This window comes from Streptococcus sp. NCTC 11567, from assembly GCF_902141215.1.
Taxonomy (GTDB): Bacteria; Bacillota; Bacilli; order Lactobacillales; family Streptococcaceae; genus Streptococcus; species Streptococcus dysgalactiae.
Map to the genome: position 1 here is coordinate 1,655,804 of NZ_LR595857.1, position 26,358 is coordinate 1,682,161.

Genomic DNA, 26,358 nt, shown 5'->3' on the forward strand with positions numbered 1-26,358 from the left:
TTTTTGTACTTTTACGCTAATACAATAACAATTAAATTATAATTTTTATGAATCGTTTTGTCAATGACTTCCTATCAAAAGAAGTGTATTAGGCAGTTTGAGGAAAAGAAAGAACTGGTTATTTTATTTTAAAAAAAACAGAATAAATCAAATGATTTACTCTGTTTGGGATGTTTAACTTAGAGTGATTTGTATAACTCAGTTGCATTTGCCACAGTGAAACCATATTCTTCGAAGATACGATTTCCTGGAGCTGAAGCACCCCAAGTGTCAATGGTCAATGTTTTTCCTGCTAGGCCAACATATTTTGCCCAGCCAAAGCTTGAACCTGCTTCGATAGCGAGACGTTTAGTCACAGCTACTGGTAGAATACTTTCTTTATACTCTGCTGACTGTTCGTCAAAGATATTTTGTGATGGCATAGATACCACGCGCACATAAATGCCTTCTGCTTCAAGAGCTTCTTGAGTATCCATTGCCAGTTTCACTTCTGAACCTGTTGCAATCAAGATACCGTCAAGGTCACCTTTGGCTTCTGACAAGATGTAAGCTCCTTTGTTAAGGCCATCTTCTGCCAATTCTTTTGTGCCCTCAAGCACTGGAAGGTTTTGACGAGTCAATACAAGCATAGTTGGACGATCTGTTTCAGCAATGGCACGTTTCCAAGCAGCATTTGTTTCGTTACCGTCTGCTGGACGAATAACGTTCAAGTTAGGCATTGAGCGAACACTTGCCAATTGTTCAATTGGTTCGTGCGTTGGCCCATCTTCACCAACAGCGATAGAATCATGTGTCATGACATAAACTGTTGGCAAGTTTTGGAGCGCTGCCATACGAACAGCTGGAAGAAGATAGTTTGAGAAGACAAAGAAGGTTCCGCCGTAAACGCGTGTCCCGCCGTGAAGGGCAATACCGTTCATGGCTGCAGCCATGGCAAATTCACGAACGCCAAACCAGATGTTACGGCCTTCGTAGTGACCTGGTTGGAAATCTGTTTCAGCCTTAACCATTGTGTTGTTAGATGCTGAAAGATCTGCTGATCCACCCCAGAAAGAGGCTACTTGTTCTGAGATTTGTTGGATGGCTTGTTGGCTAGAAACACGACTCGCCATTGAGCTGCCAAGTTCGTGCGCTTCAAGTTCAACTTGAGCAGCTTCGTTAGCAAAGGCTTTTTGGTATTCTGCTGCCAATTCAGGATATTCTGCTTGATAAGCTGCAAACAAGTCATTCCAGGCTTGTTCTGCTTTTTCACCACGTGCTTGAAGTCCTTGAGCAAAACGTTCAGTCACTTCAGCAGGTACTTCAAAATCTTGATGAGTCCATTGGTAAGCTTTTTTGGCAAAAGCAATGCCTTCTGCTCCAAGAGGAGCGCCGTGAACAGCTGAAGTTCCTTGTTTTTCGGCACCAAAACCAATAATGGTTTTGACTTCGATGATGGTTGGTTTCTCAGTTTCAGCTTTAGCTGCTTCAATAGCAGCTGCAATTTCTTCTAAATCATTTCCATCTTTCACAAGGATATGTTGCCAACCGTAAGCTTCGAAACGTCCTTTAACATCTTCTGTAAAGGACATTGAGGTTGGACCATCAAGAGAGATATCGTTTGAATCGTAAAGCAAGACCAATTTGCCAAGTTTTAAGTGTCCTGCCATACTTGCTGCTTCTTGACTGACACCTTCCATAAGGTCACCGTCACCATTCAAAGCAAATGTGTAATGATCAACGATGTCAAAGCCTGGTTTGTTAAATTTAGCTGCTAGATGAGCTTCTGCCATGGCCATACCAACAGCATTTGCGATCCCTTGACCAAGAGGTCCTGTAGTTGCTTCCACACCATCGGTATGATTAACTTCTGGGTGACCTGGTGTTTTAGAACCCCATTGACGGAAGTTTTTCAAATCCTCTACAGATAAATCATAACCAGCTAAGTGTAACAAGCTATAAAGCATAGCACTTCCGTGTCCCGCTGATAGGATAAAACGGTCTCTGTTTGACCAATTACGGCTTGTTTTTGGATTAATGTTCATGAAGTGATTCCAAAGAACGTAGGCCATAGGTGCAGCACCCATTGGAAGGCCTGGGTGTCCAGAATTTGCCGCTTGAATGGCATCCATTGATAGGGTGCGGACAGTATTTACTGCCAACTGGTCAATTGCATCAAATGTCATAAGTAAAACCTCTCTGTTTATTACAACTAAAATTAAACGTTTTCTATTGTCTATTGTATCACAAAAATAGACGCTTTTTTCAGAAAATCCTCCAAAGTCCCTAAATTCTTTTTCTCTATTTTGCCAGAAAAAAACTAGTTTGGACATCATTGGTGAATTCTTTTTGACGATGAATATAAGAGAGCCTGTTGACACAGTGGCCACAGACTCTTTAGCCTTATTTTTTAAAGGAAGCCCAATCTTCCATAAAGGTTTTCAAACCATTTGTCGTTAAGGGATGTTGCGTCATCTTAGCAAACAAGGGATCTGGAATGGTCGCAATGTGTGCGCCTAATTTAGCAACAGCTTCCACATGGGCTGTTGTACGAATACTTGCTGCGATGATTTCTGCTTGGAAATCGTACAAGTCAATGATTTCACGAAGGTCGCTGATTAATTGATAAGCATCTGTGCCAATATCTTCTAAACGACCGATAAATGGGCTAATGTAAGTTGCGCCTGCTTTCATTGCCATTAAACCTTGGCTTACTGTGAAAATCAAGGTCACATTAGTTTTAATCCCTTCTTTTGAAAGGATGTTTGTTGCTTTTAACCCTTCTGTGGTCATTGGAATTTTAACGACGACATTGTCATGCCACTTAGCAATGCTTCTAGCTTCTTCTACCATAGCATCTGCTGTTAACCCTGTCACTTCAGCACTGATTGGGCCATCGACGATGTCACAGATTTCTTTGATAACTGTTTCAAAATCACGTCCTTCACGTGAGATAATGGTTGGATTGGTGGTGACACCATCTACAACGCCAAGTTCATTAATCGCTTTAATAGCGGCTACATTAGCTGTATCTAGGAAAAATTTCATTGTTTACCTCCAAAGTTTTTCAATATATTAACGCTCTAATTGACAACAGTTTATCACCTATCGCCTAGAGTACCTACCTAATTATTATAAAAGTCTGACAGCCCTTAGAAAAGACCAAGTATCACACAGAGTTGTGTTCAAAACTAGACTTAGCTTTTGGGCTAACCAGCGGTTCTTCCTCTTGTTTATTTTTTTGTTGAAAGAGTGATTTGAGAAAATCCTCTAAGGCAGCAAGTTCGTAGGGAGAATTGTACTGCTTTAAGTGATAATAAGGCAAATCTCTCCTCGGTAAGTGAGCATTTTGATAGGTTATTAGGCCATCATACTCTTTTTGAGGATTATAGATTTCTAACTGAAAATCTCGATTATTGCCCAACTGTCGCCGGATGGCAAGCTCTACAATGGCCGACACTACCTTGTTTGACCCTAGTGACAAACCTATTGCAAGGGGGACTTGATGTCGCTCAATAGAAAAAATTAATAATTCTAAGATGTCGTCACTTAGACACTGGCTAAAGTCATTTTCCTGACTAGCTAACCTCCCTGTTTGAAGCATCAAATGATTCATCATGACAGTTAGAATGTCTCGTTTTTCATCATCAACTAGCTGGTAAAGTTGTTCTTTATCCTTTGATTGACTGATTATCGCTCCCTTAAAGAAATAGCTTTTTGCAAAAAAGAGTCCTAAACCATAAATGATTTCTTCTTTGGTCTGCTCTGCAATCACTTGAGCCTTCTTCAAAAGCCATAAAGCTTCTGAAATCCTATCTGCAATCGGACCACCAAAACCTAGAATATACTCCATGCTGGCAACTGGAAGCAAAGGATAGGAGTGCAGAAAAGCAAATAAACTCTTGGCTTCAAAACTGTCAAATTCAAGAGCATAACGTCTTAAATAGTGCAAGAGCACACTTTCTAAACGCTTGAAGAACCTATTAGAGACGATAAAGTCACTATCTTTTAAAAGATTGGAACCTTCGCCTTTTTGGAAAGCCATACGCCTCTGAGAGATCGCTAACCAAATCAACAATTGCTCTAGAGCATCTTTAGATAGAGCTTGACCAATCAAACGCTCAAATAGATTAGCTAAATGCGGTGCATCTATACAACTTGTTAAGTCATTAAGCCCTTTTTTAGTCAACGTATGCCGCCATAATTCAAAGTAGAAATAACGCCACTGCAGTTCACTGCCAACTTGTCTTCCCTGTGACAAAGCCAAATCAAATTCAGCCAATAACTGATTGAGATGGGCTAGCTGCCTGTTCAAGGTTGCTTCACTAACCATTAGTTCCGCAGACAGAGCTGTAATGTTGAACTGTTCATGACAGCACAAGTAAGTCAAGACTTGATAGGCGACCGATTCTTTCAAAAGCGCTGCGACCAATTCTTGCCAAGTCAGCTGCCCATTTTCTTCCAAAAAGACGATATCTTTTTCTAACACCACCTGACAAGCTAAGCCTTGCTCTTGACACAAATGATTAAGGTTATCAATGTATTTCAAAAGGGTCACCTTAGACAAATGGGATTGCTTCATCAAATCTTTTAGCAATAAGCTATTTTTGGAAGCATAGAGAGCCTGCAAGAGACGATATTGAGCTTTTCGTTCTTTATCCATTAACTCTTCAATCTTCATGACTATGCCTCTTTTCAAAGAGTTTTAGACAAGCTTCATGAAGATGATAGGCGGCATCACTGTGGCCTTGTAAAAAGAGAAAATCTTGAAAAGCAAGATGATCATCAGTTAATTTCAGGGCAACTGCTTGGCCTAATTGATTAGCTAGCAGCAAAGTATTGGACTTGGACAAGAGCTGAGCACCAACTAGAACCCCATCCTCTTTCCGAGCTATTAATTTCAGCCAGAAAAGATCTTCTGAGTAGCCGAATTGGTACAAGTAACTACAAGTATCCATGTACAGTTCTGCTTCTTCCTCGGTTAATCCAACACTAGCACGATAATACCCAAAATGATGGCTCCCAAACACCTTAACCGTTTGGAGTGGCGGAATAGGGTAGCCCGCCAAATGAAGTGCCAGAGCTTGTCCTGTTTTTATGGCCTGGTTAATCAAAGGCGTGTAGTATGCCATTCCGAGAACACCAAAATAGGAAGGAATTAAATCTCCAATGGCATAGATGTTCTCCTGACTGGTCTGTAAATGCTCGGTCACCAAAATGGTTTTGTCCAAGGCACAAGACACTTGACCTTCTAAGAGATGACTATTTGGTTTAAAGTTAATCGCCAAAATTGCCAAATCTCCTTGAAACGATTCCCCTTGTTCTGTTTGGGCTACAATTGCCTCATCCACTTCTTTGATGGCTTTCACACGAGCATTCTTGATAAAAGTGACCTGCCTAGCAGACATATCGCTCATAATAGGAGCAATCATCTCTGCATCTGTCTGGTAGACATCTGGACGGTCAGCCGCCTCAAGAAGGACAACGTCTTTTCCTCGCAGCGACAAATTATAAGCAAGATCGAGCCCAATCAAGCCCGCACCAATGACCAAGATTTTCTGGCTGTTCTCAATCAGGTCTAAACTGCTCTGGCTATCATGATAATATTTGGTTACTAAAATCCTACGACTGGGTTGAACCTCCATATAATGAGACTCAGGAGTCGCCCCCATCGCACAAACCAAAGTCTCATACGGTTCTTCAAAAATCCGTCCTTGGCTATCTTTGAGAATCAAGAGATTTGAAGACGACCGGATTGCCAGGACTTCTGCCTCAATAAATTTATGTTGAGAAGGCGGATCCTGATAAGGGCTTTGCCACATGGCTTCAGATAAGTTGCCGATATCTCCTCTCAATAGTTGATTAAGCCCATTGGGAATATAGCTCGGTGCTTTTTCCTTATCAATCACAATCAACTGGCAATCGGGGTTGATGGATTGGTATTTGTCTACAAAAGCCTGTCCAGCAAAGGAAGCCCCAATAATATGTATTGTTTTCGTTCTTGATGTCATAATCATATTATAGCAATTGTTTTCAAGATATGAAAACGTTTTACTGTTATCCCTTAAAAGAAGTCATCAAGGGATTGACTAAGCTAGCCAATCCCTCAATTCAGGAACGTTTAAGACATTATTTGGAAGAGCAAGACCGCTAAAGCTGCTCCAATCATTGATCCTACAACAGGAATCCAGGCATATGACCAATCAGAATCTCCCTTGTTCTTTATGGGCAAGATGGCATGAATCAGACGTGGTCCAAGGTCTCGAGCGGGATTAATCGCATACCCTGTCGTTCCTCCTAAAGATAAGCCGATCCCAATTACTAGGAGACCCACACAAAGGGTTCCCAAACCTGCTGGCATATCGTACAGACCAAAAGCTAAAATACCAAGCACAAGGACAAAGGTCCCAAAAATTTCACTTAATAAGTTTGAACTATTATCTCGAATAGCTGGGCCTGTTGCAAAAGTTCCTAAAATATCAGCTGGATTATCTGCAGCGACATAATGTGGTCGGAATTGAAGGAATACCAGAACTGAACCCAGCATGGCACCTAGCATCTGAGCCAGACTATAAACAATAGCTGTTGGCCAAGCAATGGTTCCCTTCATAGCAAAGGCAAGGCTGACAGCAGGATTCAGATGAGCTGGAGCTATTTTCCCGCTGATAAAAGCTGCCACAGCAACTGCAATTCCCCATCCAGTGGCAATAACGATCCACCCAGAAGCATGGGTTTTCGTTTTGGGCAAGACAACCCCTGCTACCACACCATTTCCTAGTAAAACCAATAAGGCTGTACCCAAAAATTCACCAAAGATATCCATATTAACCCTCCTGATGGCCTTTTAGGGCACTCAAATCATTGTCTGCAATCACGCGACGAAGATCGTCTTCTTGTGCCACTCTTTCCTGATCAGACCATTCAAAATGTTTAGCCATTTCATTAATCACTGGGTCAATCAAAGCATCTAGGCTATCTCGCATAAATAAGAGGTGATTTGTTCTTCTCAAGAAATAATCTGTCGGTTTAAGGGCCATTTCATAATCCATCGCATAATGTAAGGACAAGGTTTCAGCTAAACTTAACCCTTCAGCTGCTGTTAATTGACGAGTTAAGGCAAAGACTTTTGGCGCATTAGAACCATAAAGGTTTGCCAAATACCTAGCATCATCCATCGAAAGACCACTAAGAGTTCCTAATTGAGCATAGGCTTCTATTTCTGAATCTACATTGGCTGGATTGATTTCACCTCCTGAAACAGGATAGGTTTTTGAATTGATAAGCTTGAAGGATTTGCCAAACTCTTCTTTGAGGGTTTGAATAATCCCTGTCAATGCTCCTTCAGCCATTTTGCGATAGTCGGTAATCTTACCACCTGCCAAGGTAAAGAGTCCATTCTCATCACGGTCAAAACTTGAACCTCGTGACACTGCAGACGGATCCAATTCTTTTTCAGATGTGCTGGTTTCAACCTGCTTAATAGCTTTCTCGACTGCTTCTCGACTATCTTCATGGTTAATGTAGGCTTTAACGGTATCAATTAAGTGGTCAAAACTGTCATCGCTGAGTTTACCACTATTGCCACCATTGTAGTCAGAGGCACTATTGCCTGACAACAAGGGGCGAAGACCAGCCCAACTGCTTTCAATATCATCAATGGTCACGTTGGCATTTGGAAAGCGGTTATTGACAACGCCTAACAAATAATCCACATCTTCTTGAGTAACTTGTGGGTGCTCCAAGTCTCCAGTGTAGTCCGTGTCCGTTGTTCCAAAATAAGTTTTTTCTTCACGTGGCAAGACAAAGACCATACGACCATCATTTAACCCTGTGTCAACATAGACAGGTTGAGACACTGGTAATTTTTGACGGTCCACTACCAGATGCACCCCTTTTGTAGGGCGCATTTGATGAATCGGTTGTCCCTTATGAGAGAATTGACGAATCTCATCACTCCATGGTCCTGTGGTATTGATGACCAATTTAGCCTTGATGATGATTTCTTGATCTGTTAATAAATCACGCGCCTTAACACCGATAATCTGCCCTTTATCATCTAGCAAGAAATCTTCTGCCTTCACGTGGCTGGCAATAAGAGCCCCATCACGATTAGCACGCTTAATATTCTCAATAACAAGCCTTGCATCATTATTGCGGAAATCAAGGTAAACGCCACCACCAAGCAGGCCTTCTTGTTTTAAGTCTGGTTCTCGTTTTAAGACTTCTTCTTTGGTTAACACCTTGTTGGCCGCTGGCGTATTGGACACGCCTGCTAAAAGATCATACAAATCCATAGCGACCTTCAAACGGAACATGCTAAAGGTGCTGCCAGGTTCGTCATAAACAGGTAATAACATAGGATCTGGCTTAGGAATATGAGGTGCAATCTGTTGGACCACAGCACGTTCTGAAACAGTATCTGAGACGACTTCAACGTCAAACTGTTTCAAGTAACGAAGTCCCCCATGAACCAATTTGGTCGACCGACTGGAGGTTCCTTCCGCAAAATCTTGCATCTCAATCAGACCGGTATCTAGGCCACTAGCTGCCGCCTGAAGCGCCACACCAGCACCCGTAATACCTCCCCCAATAATCAGTAGGTCTAAATCTCTTTCTTGCATTTTTTGGAGAGCTAAACGTCTTGTCTCTTTTGAAAATTCCATTCCATCCTCCTCTAATTATTCTGCGTCATCGTCTTGCGTGAACACTTGAGTTGCTTTAACAGCGCGTTTCCAACCTTTATACAATTTTTCCTTGCGAGATTCATTCATGCTAGCCTTAAAGAGCTGTCCTGTGGCATTTAACTCTTTCAAAGCATCCATATCTTCCCAATACCCCACAGCAAGTCCTGCCAAGAAAGCTGCTCCTAGAGCTGTTGTTTCTAAATTTTTAGCACGAGCGATGTCAATCCCCAAAATATCAGCCTGGAATTGCATGAGCATATTATTCATGGCTGCACCGCCATCCACGCGGAGTTGTTGAATGTCAATACCTGAATCCACCTGCATGGTATCAATAACATCTCGCACTTGATAGGCGATAGATTGCAAGGTTGCTTTGACAAAGTCTTCTTTGCTGGTACCACGTGTCAACCCAAAGACAGATCCACGCGCATTAGAATCCCAGTAAGGAGCTCCTAAACCGGTAAAGGCAGGCACAACGTAGACTTCATCATCACTGGTAGATGCTAGTGCCAGCTGTTCAGACTCTGGTGAGGTCTCAATCATTTTAAGACCATCTCGCAACCATTGAATGGCAGAGCCTGCAATAAAAATAGAGCCTTCTAAAGCATAGTGAACCTTCCCATTAATCCCGTAACCAATGGTGGTCAAAAGGTTATTACTCGATAGCTGCATCTCATCACCAGTATTCATGATGATGAAAGAACCGGTTCCATAAGTATTTTTCACCATACCAGGCTCAAAGGCTATCTGACCAAATAGGGCTGCTTGTTGGTCACCTGCCATACCAGAAATAGGCACTTCCCCACCATAGAAGTGGAAAGGAGCCGTTTTGCCATAAACTTCAGAATTGGATTTAACCTCTGGCAGCATCGCCTTAGGAATATTTAGCAAGTCAAGAATCTCATCGTCCCACTTGAGCTCTTTGATGTTATAAATCATGGTTCTGGCAGCATTGGAGTAATCCGTCACATGAACTGCTCCATCTGTTAATTTCCAAACCAACCAAGTATCAATGGTTCCAAAAAGTAACTCACCTTTTTCAGCTCGTTCTTGAGCACCTGGCACATGGTCTAAAATCCAACGGATCTTAGTTGCAGAAAAGTAAGCATCAATAACCAAGCCTGTTTTTTCGTGAATCATTGCGGTGTGACCATCTTGTTTGAGTTGCTCAGCAATTGGAGCGGTTTGGCGTGACTGCCACACAATAGCGTTATAAATCGGAAGACCTGTCTTTTTGTCCCAAACAACAGTTGTCTCACGTTGGTTAGTAATACCAATGGCATCAATTTGTTCCGGCTTGATACTGGATTCAATAAAAGCACCAGCAATCACAGACTGGACAGAATTCCAAATCTGATTGGCATTGTGTTCTACCCAACCTGCCTGTGGAAAAATCTGTGGGAACTCTTTCTGGCTACTGCTAATCTTTTCTCCTTTTTTATTGAAAATGATTGCCCGTGAACTAGTGGTTCCCTGGTCAATGGCCATGATGTACTTTTCTTGTGACATGCGTCATCCTCCTTTTTAGTAAGCGTTTTCTTTTTTCTTGTTTCTATTATAACGAAATTTGATGCAAATGTATTATCAGAAATTTTTAAAGGGTCAAAAAAACTGATAAGATACCTATCTCACCAGTCAATTTTTTCTTAACCTTTCTCAACAATGATACCTGCTAGTATCTCACATGTCTTTCAAAAAAAGGGCCCTATGGCCACTCTAAAGATTCAGAGTCAGCGCCTAGAGCCGTAGAGAACTATGTCTCTTAACCATCAGGGCATTATTCCCAACGTCTAAGAGACTATAGGCCATTGGACACGATTGTCATTTCTTTGATGATTATGAAGCATTCCTACTCATTAATCGGTTCAGAGGATTTTTCCACAATGTCACCTGTGTTAGCATCAATAGTGTAGCTGTATTCCTGATCTTTATGATGGAATTCAATGTCATAGACTGCCATGCCATCTTCATTTTCTTGACTAACGGTTACCATTTGAACATCTGCTTCTGACACAGAAGCATCCTTAAAAGCAATTGATTTTGCTTTGTCTTCTGAAAGTTTAACTTTCTTGCTAGTTTGACTTGTCTTTGGTTGATTATCCATGTGATCATCTTTATCATCCATGTCACAAGCAGCAAGACTAAGTAAAGAGAGGCTGGCTATGGCTAGTAGGGAGAATTTTTTAATTGTCATAAGTACTACCTTCTTTCTTTGATTTCTTCTATTATAACTCAAACACATGGTTTTTCCCAATATTTTGACTACACAATATAAAAACGTGTGGTCACTTTGAAGTATCATACCATTTAAAATAAAAGCTAACAGTCATCACGATAAACAAAAAGCAGTTCAGAGCTGCTTTTTGTCTTATGATTTTGGGTCATCTAATGAACGGCCGTGCAAGCCTTTTTCACGTTGCACCTGTCTTAATTTTTCAGGGGTCACGTCGTTTCCTTCTTCGTCCACCAATTTGATGCCTTCGATATGGTGTCTAACAGAACGACGATAGCCTTCAATGTATTCTTCACGGAGTTTTGCCTGTTCCACTTTTTCTGGACCGGTTAGTCCTACCGTTTTTTTCTTTTTAGCAAGCTCATTGATACGAGCGATTTTTTTAGGATCCATACGGTGTTACTAAGGGCAGTTGACAGCAACAAGTTATGTGGGAGTCTCTTCTTATTCTTCAGGAAAGAAATGCCTGCTTCTTTACTTGTCACAAAGGAACGTCTCTAGAACATCTAAGAGTTTCTTCTCAACTGTCCTCTCCTTTCTAATTACTTGGTGTTTAACTGATTAAATGCTGCAATACTCTTGGCCTTGCCAACCAAGGCAGCTAAGAGAGCTAAACGGTTGTTCTTAAGGGCTTGATCTTCTGCCATAACCATTGTGTTATCAAAGAAATCATTAATCACTGGGCTAAGGGCAAAGACCTGCTCTAACTGCTGGGCAGCACTGCCTGCTAGAGTCAAGCCTTGAATAGCTGCAAACAAAGTGTTTTCTTGCTCATTTTCAAAGAGGCTAGGGTCCACCTGAACAGAAGCGTCCGCTTTTTCTGCCAAATTAAAAGCACGTGACAAAGATTCAACTGCTGGTTTGTAGTTTTCCGTATGGCTGGCTTTGACAAGTGCTTCAGCTGCCGCTAACATTTCAGGAACCACAAAGGTTGAACTCTCTAAAACTGCTTCACGAATATCTTTTGGTGCGGCTTTGCCCATCATCTTATCCACACGAGCACGGATAAAGTTCATCACATCCGCCTTATTGGCATAGGTCAAACTATCAAAGGACAGGTCATATAAGCTATCTACCAGCTTATCCATTGGGATGCGCCATCCAAAATGATCAAGAATACGAACGATACCCTGCGTTGCCCGACGAAGCGCATAAGGGTCGTTTGAACCAGATGGAATCAAGCCAACAGAAAAGAATGACAAGAGAGTATCCAATTTATCTGCCAAGGCCAAGACAGCGCCAACTTTGGTTTCAGGTAGCGCACCTCCTGCAGTATCAGGTAAGTAGTGTTCTCGGATAGCCCTTGCCACAGCAGCATCTTCACCAGCTAGAAGGGCATATTTTTCACCCATAATCCCTTGCAGCTCATCAAATTCACCAACCATACCTGTTAAAAGGTCAAATTTGTAAATTTGGGCAGCACGGTCAACAGCTGTGACTTCCTCAGCAGATAGGTTGGCTTCCTTAGCAAGTGATGCGGCAATGACACGCGTACGATCCATGTGTTCAGCAAGAGAGCCGATTTTTTCATGGAAGGTCACATTGGTCAATTTGGCAACCAAATCAGCAATTTGCAATTTCTGATCCTCACGCCAGAAGAATTCACCATCTTCTAAGCGAGCTACCAAAACTTTTTCGTTCCCTTTAATAACATTTTCAATGGCTTGATCATTCCCATTACGAACTGATACAAAGTTTGGCATCAAGTGACCAGCCTGATCACGTACTACAAAATAACGTTGGTGGTTTTTCATTGATGTCACAAGCACTTCCTCGGGAACATCAAGGTATTTGGCATCAAAACTTCCCATAAAGGCCGTTGGGAATTCGACCAAGTTCAAGACCTCGTTGAGCAAGTCAGCATCAATATCCACTTGTACTCCTTGGGCCGCCTCAATTGCCTTGATTTGCTCCACAATCATCTCTTGACGCTCTTTAGCATCAGCGATAACAAACTGGCTGCGCAAATCATCCTCATAAGAGTCTGCACTGGTGATGGTCGTCTCTTTTCCAAGGAAACGGTGGCCACGGCTAACGCGTCCAGAATGGATATCCAAGAAGTCAAGGTCCAGAGCTTCATCATCCAAGAGTACAGTCAAGGTGTGAACAGGACGAATGTATTCAAAACTATTTTTAGCCCAGTGCATGCTGACTGGGAAAGTCATTGCTGTCAACACTTCTGCAACCCCTAGAAGCACTTCCTTAGCAGGTTTTCCAGCTTCGTGTTTAGTCACATAAACGTATTCTTCTCCTTTGACTTCGCGGAATTCGATAGCATCTGTGGTTAAACCTTTCCCACGAACAAAACCTTGTGCCGCCTTTGAGAAGTTGCCATCTGTATCCAAGGCGATTTTTTTAGCAGGGCCTTTGAAATCCTCGGTCAAGTCTGTTTGTTGATCAGCAAGCCCAATCACACGCGCCGCCAAGCGACGTGGTGTTGAAAAGGTTTGTATATTTTCAAAAGAGAGACGGTTTTCTGTCAAGAAAGTCGCCAAGCGCTCTCCCAGTTGTTTTTCACTTGGTGTGACCACATAGGCTGGAAGTTCTTCCAAACCAAGTTCGATTAGTAGATTTTTACTCATTTTATTCTCCTACTTTTTCTTGATGCTTTTCTTAGGGGGCTCGGACGGCAGCAGACTCCTTTGGAGTTTCATGCCTAATTTTCAAGCCTATAGTCTTGAAAATTCCTTCAAAGATCAAGGAAGACACCTTAATCTTTGTTCGCCTACAGCGAAAAGCATCCCTAGAGGCGACCTTCGGTCGCACACTTCTTGCTCACTCTTAACATTACAAAGCTCGCAACTAAGATCATCTTTAAGACAACTTATTCGCCATCTTCAGCTAGTAAAGCTGCTCGTGTTTCTTCGTCCAAGAGTGGGAAACCAAGCTTCTTGCGTTCTGCAACAAAGGTCTTTGCAACCACACGTGCTAAGTTACGGATACGAGCAATGTAGCCTGCTCGTTCTGTGACGGAAACCGCTCCACGAGCATCTAACAAGTTAAAAGTATGCGAACATTTAAGCACATAGTCATAGGCTGGGTGAACCAAGCCTTCTTCCAAAGCACGCGCTGCTTCTTTTTCAAATTTCTCAAAATTTTCTAGCAACATGTCTTGGTTAGAGACTTCAAATGAGTACTTCGAATGTTCATACTCAGGTTGCAAGAAGATTTCACCATATTTAACACCAGGTGCCCATTCAATATCGTAAACCGAATCAACTTCTTGAATATAAGAAGCCAAACGTTCAAGCCCATAGGTTACTTCTGCTGTTACTGGAGAAGTTGCAAGGCCACCAACTTGTTGGAAGTACGTAAACTGCGTGATTTCCATCCCATCTAGCCAGACTTCCCAACCAAGCCCAGCAGAACCTGTTGACGGGTTTTCCCAGTTATCTTCAACGAAGCGAATGTCATGCTCCAAAGGGTTAATACCTAATTTCTCCAAAGACTCAAGATAGAGCTCTTGAATATTTGATGGCGATGGTTTCATCACCACTTGGAATTGGTGGTGTTGGTAAAGACGATTTGGGTTTTCCCCGTAACGACCATCAGCCGGACGACGTGACGGTTCTACATAAGCCGCATTCCATGGCTCAGGACCAATAGCACGCAGGAAGGTATACGGACTCATGGTCCCAGCACCCTTTTCATTATCATAAGCCTGCATGAGCATACACCCCTGGTCATTCCAGTATTGTTGTAAGGTCAAGATGATTTCTTGAAAAGTCAGTTTTTTAGACATAGTGTCCTCCATTATAAATTTCTTGCGACAGGAGCCGTTTGTCGCCGACAATGCGGCAAACGACGAGTTAGTACAGTATCAAGCTCAATCGTACTAGCAATGAGCGTGTGACAATACGACTAAAAGGAGAAAGTTGCTATTGACACTGTGAAAAGTCAATTTTTTTGTTAACATAAAATTCTCCATTCTTAAGATTTAATGTCTTGTGACGTGAGTATCAGCAGCCAATAATGCTGCTGACAGCGAGCTAGTGCATAGGCTAGGCCAGTCGCTATTCAGCGACTGCTGTTTGGCATCAGACTGGTTATGTTTAGTTCCCGGTGTCTACTCCTGCTTCTTGTAGGTAAGCAAACTCCTTGGTAATCGCTTTTTATACAGTTGAAGCTTTGATTCAAAGACCCCGCTATTGAGTGACTCAATAACAAAAAACCACGCTCCTCACCTCCCATGTCCATAGACATAGGGGCGTCAAAACGCGGTTCCACCCTAATTTATTACTTCATTGTCTTTTAATTGTAGTTCAAGTCAAGTCAGATAGCCTTTTTCAAGTCTCACTTGAACAGAAAGCGCCAATCAACAATCCTAACATTCGGCTCTCACCACCCCGAACTCGCTTAAGATAAGAAACTTGCCATTTTCTTTCCTAACGACTAGTTTAACATAAAATACCTGACTTGTCTAATAGGGAACTAGCATTCAGCGCTTAGGGTCTTAAGCTTTGGTCCGAGTGCCGTTTGGAATAATCACTTCCGCCAACAACTTATTTTCTTCACGAATACGGAGGTAAATCACAATCATATAGCATGGGAAAAGCAACATAGCAGTGATCTGCGCGTGGCAAAGCAAAGCAATCCCCACAAGCTCTGGAGCGATATTCAAGAAATAGTTAGGATGCTTAACTGTCTTGAATAACCAGTGGTCAACATATTTATGGTCTTTGGCCAACATTAACTTAACAGTCCAGATGTCACCTAAGATACGTGTCACTTCATACAAAACAGCTATTGAAAACAGCATGAGCAAGAGACCTAACAAACTGATGCCATCAAACTTAATTTGTTTAAGAAGGGCTTCTGTCACTGCAAAGACGTAAATCATGATATGAAGTAAGGTCAAGAATTTTGTGTTTTGGACACCAAACTCTTGTCCTCCCTTAGCTAAAATGGCTTTTTCGTTTTTAATGGATTTTTTTAAGAATACTAATCGAATAGTAAACATCGCTAACATCACTAAAAAGATGATCACAATAGAACTCCTTATGTTTCAATTTATCGTTTTTTTCACAAAACACTAATAAAAATTATAACTAAATGACAAACACTTGTCAAACCGTTTTCAAAAAAAAGATTCAACCCGCTTAGGTTAAATCTTTAGTGTTAGGCTAAAAGTTAGTCGTATCAGGATTTGGGACCTCGGACATCCCTGATAGATGACGAATGCTATCTTTATCTTCCTCTGTCAAACTCACATCAAAAATAGCCATATTTTCCTTGATGCGATCTTCATGAACGGATTTAGGGAGGGGAATAAATCCTTCCGATAGGGACCAGGCTAAGGCAATTTGTGCCACCGTTTTATCATATTTATCAGCTAACTCCTGCATGGTCTTATTATCAAAAATTTCCCCTTGTCCTAGTGGACTCCAAGCTTCTAGTAGAATTCCTTTCTGCTTACAGTAGTTAACCACTTCTTCTTGGAAACATCCTGGTGCCAAACAAATTTGGTTCACAGCAGGACTTATGGTAGCAGTCTTACTAAGTGCTTCGAGATGATGCACCATAAAATTACTGACACCGATTGAGCGAACTAAGCCTTCTGCAACAGCTTCTTCCATATAAGCCCACGCTTGAGCATTTGCATCTTGCCAAGAATCACGTAGGTCTTTTGGATTTGGCCAATGGATGAGATAGAGATCCACATAGTCCAGACCAAGGCGAGCAAGAGAGGCAGTCAAGGCTTCTTTAGCCCCTTCATAACTATGCGCATCATTCCAGAGTTTAGTTGTAACAAATAACTCTTCCCGAGGAATCCCTGAATCTTTAATGGCTCTTCCGACACTTTCTTCGTTTTTATAGATAGCTGCTGTATCGATATGACGATAGCCAGCTTTAATAGCTGCTAAGGTAGATTGATAAGCTTCTTCGCCATTAGCAGCCTGGTAAGTTCCAAATCCTAAAACCGGAATATCATAGCCACTAGTCATTTTTACTGTTGTTACCATCATAAGCTCCTCCTTTAATAATGGTTTCTGTAAGCGATTACCATAACTTATTCTAACATATACAGAGGAAAAGTAAAAAGGATTGGTATTCCAACCCTTTCTTAGTTTATGAGGCATCAAAAACCTTTCGACCATCTAGATAGGTAGCTACAAGCTCCAAATTCTGATCAAGAACAATAAAGTCTGCTGCATGACCGGCTTTGATTTGACCACATACGTCATCAATGCCAACAGAAAGAGCCGGCACATAAGTCGCCATGTGAATAGCTTCTGCTGGACTAGCAATTCCCCAAGCCACTACATTTTTAAGGCCATCTTTTAATTTCAAAATGGACCCTGCCAAATTACCACTCTCCTTGAGACGGGCAGTACCATTCTGGACAATTACAGGAAATTCTCCTAACATATAATCGCCATCAGCAGAACCACCTGCTCGCATACAGTCAGTAATCATAGCCACATGATCATGCCCTTTTTGTTGCATTAAAATATCACAAGCAACAGGTGAGACATGGTGTCCATCACAAATCAACTCTGCATAGGTGTTAGGCAAATTATAGACGGCACCAACCATTCCTGGCTCACGGTGGGTCAATCCTCGCATACCATTATAGGCATGAACCCAAACGCTAGCACCTGCTTGGACAGCTTCTTTAGCCTCTTGATAGGTTCCATTTGAGTGTCCTAAAGCTACTGTGACACCTTGTTTGGTCACTGTGGAGACAAATTCTGCGACACCATCACGTTCGGGAGCAAGGGCAATTTTTTTGATGAGGCCTTTAGCAGCCTTTTGCCAAGCGTTAAATTCATCCAAACGTGGGTTTTTCATATAACTTGGATTTTGAGCGCCCTTATATTCTTCGGTAAAATAAGGACCTTCAAAGTAAATGCCCTGAATCTTAGCCCCTTTAACTTGATCAGCGACTGACGCAACAGTTGCTGAGACCTTCTCTAGTTGCTCAAAGGTAGAGGTCAAGGTTGTTGGTAAGAAGGATGTTACCCCTGTTGACAGTAACCCTTCACTCATTTTATGGATACCTTCTGCAGAATTATCCATGACATCAGCACCTGCGTAACCATGGATATGTGTATCCACAAGGCCTGGTGCAATCTGATAACCTGTGTAATCAATGATTTGGGCATCTGTTGGAGCCGTTTCTGTCCACTCCCCAAAAACATCATTCTCAAGGCTTAAATAGCCTGCTGGTTTCACCTCTGTTGGGTAATAAAAACAATCCGCTTTTAGATAGCTTGTCATCTTTTTTCCTCCCTTTTTCCTTATTATACGCCTTATTCCACACTTTGTAAATGGTATATACCACTTACCACCCTAAAAAAGAAAACCTGATTGGTCATTCAGGTTTTCCATGGTTGCTAGAGTTGATGTGAAAGTACTTTCTCAGCCAAATTTAAAGCATGGTCAGTAATTCGCGTGTAGTGGGAAATAATATCAATAAAGTTAATCCCAGCTTGGGCCGTACACTCTCCACGATTAAGGCGTTCAATGTGTGTTTTACGCAAACGACGCTCTTTCTCCTCAATTTCCTTGTGGCGGATGACAATCATCTGCGCCAGATTGCTATCACTATCTACGATAGCTCGTATAGCATCCAAGGTCAAGCAATGCGTCAAACGATACATGTCCGTTAATTCGTTTCGAGCTGCTTCTGAAAAGCCAATATGCTTTGTGGTAATTCCTTCAATTAAGGTTGCCAATGATTCAGAATGGTCTCCAATTCTTTCCAAGTCACGGGAAGAATCAAGAATACCCGCCAGCACTTCATTTTCACTCGGGCTGAGGGCTTCGTTGGAAATATCAACCAAATAAGTAGTTAGCTCCTCATCAATGGTATTGACTGCTTTCTCGTAACGTCTCACTTTTTCACCGAATTTATCATCTGCTGTCATGATATAGCTGTAGGAAGCTTCAAAAGCCTGAATTGCGTAAGAAGCTAGATGAATCAGTTCTTTATGAGCATTTCCCAAGGCGATAGATGGGGCTTGGGTGATGAGCAAACGGTCAAGGTATAGCGCCTCGTATTTCACCACCTCATCTTCTCCCGGAATAAGTTTCGTTACTAACATCGCCAACAGACCAATAAAGGGAATCAGTAAGATGGTGTTAGTGATATTAAAAGAACCGTGTGAAAAAGCAATCGTCATTTCTGGTGTCAGTTTCAATTCTGTTTGCAACCATAGCATCAAAGAAGTGAATGGAAGCAAGAAAATCATGAAAATAATGGTTCCAATCAAGTTAAACAAGACATGGGCTGCAGCTACACGCTTAGCCGCAATATTGGACCCAATAGCAGCTAATACTGCTGTGATACAAGTACCAATATTTGACCCTAGTAAGATTGGGATTGCTCCTTGCAGAGTCAATAACCCACCTGAAAACAAACCTTGTAAAATCCCAATAATAGCAGCAGATGACTGAATCAACATCGTCAAAACTGATCCGATAAAAACACCTTGGAAAGGTTTATCGCCCAGTGTGGCTAAATAAGTTTGGAAGCTAGACACTGACTTCAAAGGATCCATAGCATCTCCCATAAGATTAAGAGAAAAGAAAATCCCTCCTACCCCGAAGATAATGCGTCCTAAATTATTAAGTCTCTTATTCGAGGTAAAGAAAAGGCAGGCTGCCCCAATAAAAATCATTGGTAAGGCGTAGTCTCCTAATTTAAAACCAATTAAAAAAGAGGTGACCGTAGTCCCAATGTTGGCTCCCATAACAATTCCAATAGCTTGGCGTAAATTTAATAAACCAGCTGAAACCAAACCAACCGTAATCACAGTAACACCTGAACTGGACTGAATCAAGGCAGACATGGCAATCCCAACAAGAATACCAAAAAAGGGATTGCTTGTGTACTTATCAATATAGTACCTGAGTTTATCTCCCGCTGCTTGCTGAAGACCATCTCCCATGTACTTGATACTGAATAGAAAGAGACCTAGGCCTCCAAAGAAATGAAATGCAATGTCTTGCCAATTTACTGACACAATATTGTCCTCGCTCAAATTTTTAGTCTCTTCTATTTTAATGCATTCCTCTCTTTATCACAAGGTTTTTTTAATTCTTAGGATTTAAGAACACCACTGATTAAGAGGCTTAAGTTAAACAGATTCGTCGTTCGATAACTTTTCTAAAGACAGCAAGAACTGACTTAGCAACCTTTTCATTTTTCTCTATTAACGGTATAATAAGGCTATGTTGAATTGAGCCAGTCAAAGGAGAAACTATGCAAAAATCCAAAAAAGAAGCCTTGTATCTGCTGTTAAGCATTTTTACTATTACTCTCATGGGAGGACTTTACCTCGTTTTTGCCAGCACTTCTAAAATGCCAACACCTCTCAGACGGCAAGAACAAGCTGTAGACTTGGCAAAGCAAGCTGACTTAGCGGTCCAGGACGCTGAAAAATTGGGAACTATAGCTGCCACTAATAAAGCTCAGCATGCCATCGACCGTTTAAAAGTATCCTCCAAAAAACAAGGATTACAAGACCGTTTAGAAGCCGTCAAAGCAACTTTAGAACAAGAAGCAGCAGCCACTCGCGCCGTGAAATCTGCTGAAGATGCTCCAAGTCCAGCACTCAAAGATTTGGCTCAAAAAGCTGTCAATGAATTGAACAATTTTGGAAAAAAAGCTGCCCTACAGGCAAGGCTTGACGCTATTGTGCTAGCTAAACCAGTTCCTGAAGAAACCCCTAGACAAGTAATAGATGACAACAATACTACCACTTGGATTCCTGATCCAGAACCAAGTCAACCTCACACGGCTGTCCCTCAGCCGTCTAGTCCCCAAACTACTCCGGAATCATCAACTCCAAGTCCAGCTCCAGAGCCAAGTCAACCTGAACCAAGCCACCCGTCAACACCTTCTCTTCCTACACCACCAATTGATTCAGGTGAGACCCATTCTAAAGAGTAATAGAGAACTTTCTTAGTATCCTTAGAGCTTCGCTAAGCGAACAAGGCCAAGGTTAACCGTCAGCGGCCATAAGGTCTCAGTCATCTTTTGTAATGTTTTGCTTGACTCATAGACTTTCTCTCAAAAATGTAAAAGAAAAAGGCTAGTCCAAATCTATTTGGGCTAGCCTTTTGTGATAGTCTTATATTTCATATCCCATTAGGATACCTTCATCTTCGGCGTAAAAACTACACAGTCCTGATGTTCTCCCTGTTTGGATAACAGCATCTGGATAAATAGCTTTAATTTTCTCGCTAATTTGTTCACAAATTTTTGGGTTATTAGCATGAGCAATATAGACTTTGCCACCTTTGTAACCTGCTTTTTGAATTTCTTCTACTAAAGCAGAGACTGCTTTTTTCTGACCACGTGCTTTCTGCAACAACTCAAGTGTTCCTTCTTTGCTTGCTTGACCGACCATTCGAATGTTAAGGAGTCCAACAACTTTTCCAACCAATTTATTAAGACGGCCATTTTTCACCAAGTTATCAACTTTGGCAAGGACAAAAATCAATCGTGTTTTTTCTTGATAAGCGGTAATTCGCTCAACCACTTCTTCAAAAGAGAGTCCTAGGTTAATCAAACGCTCTAATTCTAAAACGATCAAATCAACTTCTCCACTAGCTGATAAGGAATCGATCACGTGAATATTGGCATTTGGATAATCTTCAAGGAGATCATTTTTAGCCAGACGAGCGCTGTTATGGCTACCTGACAAAGTTCCTGTAATAGTGACAGCAATCACATTATCAACACCCTTATAAGCCTGTAAGAAGGCATCCGGGCTTGGACAACTTGATGTAGCAGCCTTTGAAGATTGGTACATCGTTGCCATCATGTTATCAATATCTAAACCATCGTCATCTCTAAAGATTTCGGTACCAATTTGCAGTGTTAAGGGTACACGTTCAAACTGAAGCTCTTTAGATTGGCTTTCTAAACTCCTAAGGTCGCAGCCCGAATCTGTTACAATTTTCCAAGTCATCTGTTATTTCCTCTTCTCCTCTAAGTCATTCTAAAAGTAAACTATCATCTTTTTGCCATTACGCTGCGATGACACTTTATCAGTTTACCCTCAGGCTATTATTGTCGAGCTTAGTTTTTAGTAATCTAAAAAGGCCCCCCTTAAAAAGAACCCGTCCGAGTTCTTAAAAGACCTCTCACTAGCTAACTTTAGTTGACAAACTAAGCCATTTCCCATAAAATTATATCATTATTAAGTATACTTTCGCTACTAATAACGTATCAGACGTAACACTTGAAAGGTATTTGTGATGACCGACAAAGCAATTTCAAAACGATCGCTTCAAAACTTAACTCAATTTAATCAGGAAGCACGCCAGGTGGCACGTGAATCAATGGAAATCGCCTTGCTGACCCTTTTAGAAAAGAAACCATTAGGAGACATTACAATTTCAGAATTGGTGACTAAAGCAGGGGTTTCTCGTAACGCTTTCTATCGCAATTATAACTCAAAAGAAGCCATCTTAGAGCATCTCTTAACAACCATGATTCGCCGTATTTTTCACGGGCTCAAACAATTTGATGTTAAAACGCAAGCCTATCAAGCTTGGCTCTATCTCTTTAACGAAGCAAAAAAAGAAGCACAGCTACTTAAACTAGTATTTAAACATCATTTACATCACCTGTTAACCCAATTAGTAACTAAGCGCCTCAAGGCCTATCAAAAATGGAAAGATAAAAAACAATCTCACTATAAGCGACTATTTTGGAGCAATGCCATTGTCTCTGTCCTATCTAATTGGATTTCAGATGATATGGTGGTTCCAGCAGAAGAAATGGCAGCTATGGGACTTCCACTACTAACCTAAAAATGAACAAGAACCTTTTCCATCCTACGGAAATGCCCTTGTTCATTTTTTTAGGTTTTGCCCGTTCATTAGTAACAGCTCTTCTCAAATAGGGGCTAACTTCAACTTCTATTATCCCTTCAACACGATTAGTCTTATGACTCTTTGTTAGGTAGCAACACAAATTGATGAATTGCTTGGGCAACACCTGCCTCATCGTTGGTAACAGTCACCTGATCAGCTAATCGCTTAATAGCCTCTGAAGCATTGCCCATGGCAACCCCTAATCCAGCATAGTTAAGCATTTCAATATCATTGGGGGCATCGCCAATCGCCATAACTTGATCAGCACTTAGACCTAAATCCTCTACCAATTCCCTCAAAGCAGATGCCTTGCTGACGCCCTTAGGAAGAATTTCCAAGATATTATCTTGACTACGCACCACATGATAGCTTTGACGAAGGTGATCACTTGCTGCTAACTCAAAAGCATCCAGCGCAGCTTTTTCCCCTAAATACATGGCTTGAAAAATCACCTGATGGGATTGAGATAACTGCTCTAAAGAGACTGCTTGCACGATTGCAAAGACCAAATCTCCATCTGCCTGAACAAGTTCCGGCACTTCTGGTTCAAGGACTAAATAATCTTGTTCTCCTGTTAAGGTTAAGTAAACTCCAGGAAAGGATTGACTAACCTGCTCTAAGGCCTCAATATCGGAGTAGTTAAGTGACTTAGAATGGCGTAGTTGCCAGTCTGGACTACTGTAAGTACTGCACCCATTGTTAAGGATGAGAAATTCTTCCTCAATCAACCCCAACTGATCAAAATAGGGCCTTGTTCCCGATTGAGGGCGACCTGTACAGACGACAATCTTCACTTCAGTATTAGCAGCTTCTTGAATCATCTTAATATTGTCTTCTGGGATTTCTTTTTGCTCATTTAGCAATGTACCATCTAAATCAATAGCAATCAGTTGAATCATCTTATAGTTCCTCTTTCCATTTGATTTTAGGCAGGTTCCATTTTCTACGATGGCCAATCAACCGTAAAGTCGTTAATAATACAACTAAAGCATAGCATTCTAGCGTCGTGTCGGCTAATCTAAAATGGAGAATCAAGGCTGCAAAAATAGACCAACCGGCATAAATTTCGCTACGTAATACACTCGGTTTGCGGCCTGCCAAAATATCTCTGACAACACCTCCACCTGCACCAGTCAAAACTGCGGCGACAATGACAGCACTTAGCGGCTGATTGAGGCGTACCGCATGCAAAGCACCTTGCACACTAAAAGCCGCTAAACCAATAGCATCTGTGAGAACTGCCGCTCTAACCCACCCTCTTGCAACAAGCTTGGGGAATAACATGATGAGCACGATAGCTAAAAAAGCACAGGTAAATTCTGGCTTTTGACCCCAGAGCGCCTCAATCGGTAGCCCAATCAAGGTATTTCGAATGGCTCCGCCCCCAAAGGCTGTTACAAAACCTAAAATAAAAATCCCTAGAATATCAAACTCTTCTTCCATGGCAACAATAGCACCTGAAAGAGCAAAAGCGATGGTTCCAATGATATTTAAAATTTCCCACATGTCGATTGTCATACGCCACCTATTGTCAGTTAATCTTCTCCTAGTTTACCACGTTTTCCTTTAAAAAATAAGTGAAAATAATAAAAAGTGAGGACAAAAAAGCAAGGATAAAACTCATTTTCATCCTTGCTGTAAGAGGTTCAATTGAATAGCCCATACTTATCTTACCGCATCAATGATAGCCGTTTGATCAGTTATGGTTGTTTTAGATTTTTTCTGTCCAAGGAGTAGCTGTTGCTTCCAACACCTTGTTCAACTCGTCAATATTTTGGAAACCTTCAGTACGGAGCCAGTTCCTAGCTGCCTCCTCGCCCTCTCTAATATAAACCGGAACAGCTCCTGCCCAGGTAGCACGTCCACAAAGCACCCCACTAAATTTAGCACCTGCTGCTGCCGCAAAACGCAAAGTTTCTTGGAAAAGTTGGGCAGATACACCAGCACTCAAATAAATATAAGGTAAATGGCTAGCGGCTTCTTGATCTCGAAAGGCCTGAGCAGCCTCTTCTTGACTGTAAAGCACTTCACCTTTAGCAAAACCGTCCACATAGGCCATGTTAACCGGCACTTCAACTTTAAGAACGTCAATGCCAAACCGGTCATCAGAGAAAACAGTCATTGCTCCGTTGACCTTATGAGGCTTCACCTTTGCAAAAGCTGCGCTGCTATTGTCTGCAATGGTTTCGTCATAGCTCAGTATTTCAAGGAAGAAAGGAATATCTTCAGCGGTGCACTCAGAACCGATACGTTCAATGTAGGCCTGCTTTTGCAAGTTGATTTGCTCATCACCATCCACATCATAGTAGAGTAGAAATTTGATGGCATCAGCCCCAGCTTCTTTCAGTCGCTTAACAGACCATTCTACCAGACAATCAGGTAGACGACTAGTTGTAGTCGCATCGTAGCCTGTTTTTTCATAGGCTAGGAGCAAGCCAGCATTGTCATTACGAACCTTGATTGCTGGTAAGCCATATTCAGGGTCTAACAAAATGGATGAGGCATAAGGGGTCAACTCCTCTGATACCAAAACTTTCAGGGTTTCCATTTGCTCAACCCTTGGCTCTGCTTCCTGATGAGCTGCCATCATGCGTTTTAAGGCGCCACGTTGGTCAAAAGCCAGAGCTGAAATAATTCCTCGGTGGCTCACTTTTTCTAAATAAGTTTTTTTACTTGCTGTTATTATCATGTGTTACCTCTCTTACTTGAAGTTCTTGATAAAGTTTGTCAAAATGAGCCATATTGACATGGCCTGTTTTTGACTCTTGAGCGTTTAACATACCTAAAACATTGGCTTTCCTCAGGAGTGTTTCATCGTCATCTCCTTCTGCCAAAGCCCAAGCAATTCCTGCCACAGTAGCATCTCCAGAACCGACTGGATTAGCCACCTTAATTTTAGGGAGGCTGACGCGATAAAACCTATTATGATGTTTAGCAAAAGCCCCTTGGGCACCAAGGGAAATGATAATCCATTCTATTCCTTCAAATAAAGGTTGACTTAACAAGGAAACTAAACGTTCCTCATCTAAAGTAATCGGTTCCCCTAACAAAGCCTCTAATTCTTCCAAATTGGGTTTAATCACGGTTGGCTTGTCTCTCCCAGCTAACACTGCTTTTAAGGGAGCACCTGAGCAATCTAAAACCACTTTGCTGCCATAAGCTCTCGCCATGGTAATCAAATCCTGATAATAGTTCGCAGCAAGTCCCTTAGGTAAACTGCCTGAAAAGATCAAAACATCAAATTGTTTAGCAATAATGCTCATGTGATTCAAAAAGCCTTCGGCCTCGTCCACATCAATATAAGGTCCCGCTTCCAAGATCTCTGTCTGCATGCCCTCATGCAAGATAGCAATACAGTTTCTCGTTTCCCCTTTGATTTTGAAGAATTGGTTAGAAATGCCCTGTTCTTGTAACTGATGAATGACAAAATCCCCCAGTTTTCCACCGATAAATCCTGTTGCCACAACAGATTGTCCTACTTCTGCCAGTACTCGTGTGACATTCAAACCTTTCCCACCCGCTGTTTTGCTTACGTGTGCGACACGATTAACCATGTCTAGAGCCAGACAATCTAAAGGATAGGAAATATCGACAGAAGGGTTTAAGGTAACTGTTAAAATCATCGCTTCT

At 41.7% G+C, this 26,358-nt stretch carries 22 protein-coding genes; 2 read left to right on the top strand and 20 right to left on the bottom strand.

All coding sequences use genetic code 11. From position 1 onward, the window contains the following. Nucleotides 1-179: 179 nt before the first annotated feature. From tkt to FQT67_RS08280, 15 genes are all read right to left on the bottom strand, one after another. The gene (gene tkt / locus FQT67_RS08210) at nucleotides 180-2,165 is read right to left on the bottom strand and encodes a transketolase (RefSeq protein ID WP_046176885.1); all 1,986 of its coding nucleotides are present in this window, start codon (nucleotides 2,163-2,165) and stop codon (nucleotides 180-182) included. A 217-nt stretch (nucleotides 2,166-2,382) separates the two neighbouring features. Beyond that, nucleotides 2,383-3,027 (bottom strand): fructose-6-phosphate aldolase, encoded by a 645-nt coding sequence (gene fsa, locus FQT67_RS08215; RefSeq protein ID WP_002983569.1) that lies wholly within the window; start codon nucleotides 3,025-3,027, stop codon nucleotides 2,383-2,385. A 121-nt stretch (nucleotides 3,028-3,148) separates the two neighbouring features. After that, the gene (locus tag FQT67_RS08220; RefSeq protein ID WP_046176785.1) at nucleotides 3,149-4,660 is read right to left on the bottom strand and encodes a helix-turn-helix domain-containing protein; all 1,512 of its coding nucleotides are present in this window, start codon (nucleotides 4,658-4,660) and stop codon (nucleotides 3,149-3,151) included. Beyond that, a complete protein-coding gene (locus tag FQT67_RS08225; RefSeq protein ID WP_172601564.1) occupies nucleotides 4,650-5,990 on the bottom strand; it encodes an FAD/NAD(P)-binding oxidoreductase in 1,341 nt (446 codons plus the stop codon). Before FQT67_RS08225 ends, FQT67_RS08220 begins: the two co-directional genes overlap by 11 nt. A 110-nt stretch (nucleotides 5,991-6,100) precedes the next feature. Further along, nucleotides 6,101-6,802 carry an MIP/aquaporin family protein gene (locus tag FQT67_RS08230; protein ID WP_046176787.1) on the bottom strand — a complete coding sequence of 234 codons (702 nt, stop codon included), beginning with the start codon at nucleotides 6,800-6,802 and terminating at the stop codon, nucleotides 6,101-6,103. Nucleotide 6,803: 1 nt separating this feature from the next. Continuing rightward, nucleotides 6,804-8,642, bottom strand: coding sequence for a type 1 glycerol-3-phosphate oxidase (gene glpO / locus FQT67_RS08235; protein WP_046176788.1), 1,839 nt, complete (start codon nucleotides 8,640-8,642; stop codon nucleotides 6,804-6,806). Between the two features lie 15 nt (nucleotides 8,643-8,657). Further along, a complete protein-coding gene (glpK, locus tag FQT67_RS08240) occupies nucleotides 8,658-10,172 on the bottom strand; it encodes a glycerol kinase GlpK (protein WP_022555065.1) in 1,515 nt (504 codons plus the stop codon). 340 nt (nucleotides 10,173-10,512) lie between these two features. Then, nucleotides 10,513-10,905, bottom strand: coding sequence for a PepSY domain-containing protein (locus FQT67_RS08245; protein WP_052719514.1), 393 nt, complete (start codon nucleotides 10,903-10,905; stop codon nucleotides 10,513-10,515). A 126-nt stretch (nucleotides 10,906-11,031) separates the two neighbouring features. Next, nucleotides 11,032-11,289 (bottom strand): DUF896 family protein, encoded by a 258-nt coding sequence (locus tag FQT67_RS08250; protein WP_002983550.1) that lies wholly within the window; start codon nucleotides 11,287-11,289, stop codon nucleotides 11,032-11,034. 149 nt (nucleotides 11,290-11,438) lie between these two features. Next, the gene (gene glyS, locus FQT67_RS08255; protein ID WP_046176790.1) at nucleotides 11,439-13,478 is read right to left on the bottom strand and encodes a glycine--tRNA ligase subunit beta; all 2,040 of its coding nucleotides are present in this window, start codon (nucleotides 13,476-13,478) and stop codon (nucleotides 11,439-11,441) included. A 242-nt stretch (nucleotides 13,479-13,720) separates the two neighbouring features. After that, nucleotides 13,721-14,638, bottom strand: coding sequence for a glycine--tRNA ligase subunit alpha (gene glyQ, locus FQT67_RS08260; RefSeq protein WP_003061240.1), 918 nt, complete (start codon nucleotides 14,636-14,638; stop codon nucleotides 13,721-13,723). A 711-nt stretch (nucleotides 14,639-15,349) separates the two neighbouring features. Further along, nucleotides 15,350-15,883, bottom strand: coding sequence for an isoprenylcysteine carboxyl methyltransferase family protein (locus FQT67_RS08265; protein WP_003059177.1), 534 nt, complete (start codon nucleotides 15,881-15,883; stop codon nucleotides 15,350-15,352). Between the two features lie 136 nt (nucleotides 15,884-16,019). Next, nucleotides 16,020-16,859, bottom strand: coding sequence for an aldo/keto reductase (locus tag FQT67_RS08270; RefSeq protein ID WP_046176886.1), 840 nt, complete (start codon nucleotides 16,857-16,859; stop codon nucleotides 16,020-16,022). A gap of 106 nt (nucleotides 16,860-16,965) precedes the next feature. Further along, the gene (gene nagA / locus FQT67_RS08275; RefSeq protein WP_003054133.1) at nucleotides 16,966-18,117 is read right to left on the bottom strand and encodes an N-acetylglucosamine-6-phosphate deacetylase; all 1,152 of its coding nucleotides are present in this window, start codon (nucleotides 18,115-18,117) and stop codon (nucleotides 16,966-16,968) included. 116 nt (nucleotides 18,118-18,233) lie between these two features. Beyond that, on the bottom strand, nucleotides 18,234-19,865 hold the full coding sequence (locus tag FQT67_RS08280) for a Na/Pi cotransporter family protein (protein ID WP_046159559.1): 1,632 nt from the start codon (nucleotides 19,863-19,865) through the stop codon (nucleotides 18,234-18,236). 239 nt (nucleotides 19,866-20,104) lie between these two features. Between FQT67_RS08280 and FQT67_RS08285 the strand changes: the two genes are divergently transcribed. Next, nucleotides 20,105-20,794, top strand: a complete 690-nt coding sequence (locus tag FQT67_RS08285; RefSeq protein ID WP_046176791.1) for a hypothetical protein — start codon at nucleotides 20,105-20,107, stop codon at nucleotides 20,792-20,794. Between the two features lie 181 nt (nucleotides 20,795-20,975). Here FQT67_RS08285 and FQT67_RS08290 read toward each other — a convergent pair whose 3' ends face one another. Further along, the gene (locus tag FQT67_RS08290) at nucleotides 20,976-21,818 is read right to left on the bottom strand and encodes a DegV family protein (protein WP_003054136.1); all 843 of its coding nucleotides are present in this window, start codon (nucleotides 21,816-21,818) and stop codon (nucleotides 20,976-20,978) included. 289 nt (nucleotides 21,819-22,107) lie between these two features. Between FQT67_RS08290 and FQT67_RS08295 the strand changes: the two genes are divergently transcribed. Continuing rightward, the gene (locus FQT67_RS08295; protein ID WP_003054132.1) at nucleotides 22,108-22,665 is read left to right on the top strand and encodes a TetR/AcrR family transcriptional regulator; all 558 of its coding nucleotides are present in this window, start codon (nucleotides 22,108-22,110) and stop codon (nucleotides 22,663-22,665) included. Nucleotides 22,666-22,799: 134 nt separating this feature from the next. On the opposite strand, the gene FQT67_RS08300 is transcribed toward FQT67_RS08295, so the two are convergent. The 4 genes from FQT67_RS08300 to FQT67_RS08315 all read right to left on the bottom strand — a co-directional run bounded on the left by FQT67_RS08300 (nucleotide 22,800) and on the right by FQT67_RS08315 (nucleotide 26,351). Next, nucleotides 22,800-23,627 carry a Cof-type HAD-IIB family hydrolase gene (locus FQT67_RS08300; protein WP_003054134.1) on the bottom strand — a complete coding sequence of 276 codons (828 nt, stop codon included), beginning with the start codon at nucleotides 23,625-23,627 and terminating at the stop codon, nucleotides 22,800-22,802. A gap of 1 nt (nucleotide 23,628) precedes the next feature. Continuing rightward, nucleotides 23,629-24,246, bottom strand: coding sequence for a trimeric intracellular cation channel family protein (locus FQT67_RS08305; RefSeq protein ID WP_003054137.1), 618 nt, complete (start codon nucleotides 24,244-24,246; stop codon nucleotides 23,629-23,631). 193 nt (nucleotides 24,247-24,439) lie between these two features. Continuing rightward, a complete protein-coding gene (lacD, locus tag FQT67_RS08310; protein ID WP_046176792.1) occupies nucleotides 24,440-25,417 on the bottom strand; it encodes a tagatose-bisphosphate aldolase in 978 nt (325 codons plus the stop codon). Then, nucleotides 25,398-26,351, bottom strand: coding sequence for a tagatose-6-phosphate kinase (locus FQT67_RS08315; RefSeq protein ID WP_003061423.1), 954 nt, complete (start codon nucleotides 26,349-26,351; stop codon nucleotides 25,398-25,400). The genes lacD and FQT67_RS08315 overlap by 20 nt, the downstream gene beginning before the upstream one ends. Between the last annotated feature and the right edge of the window lie 7 nt (nucleotides 26,352-26,358).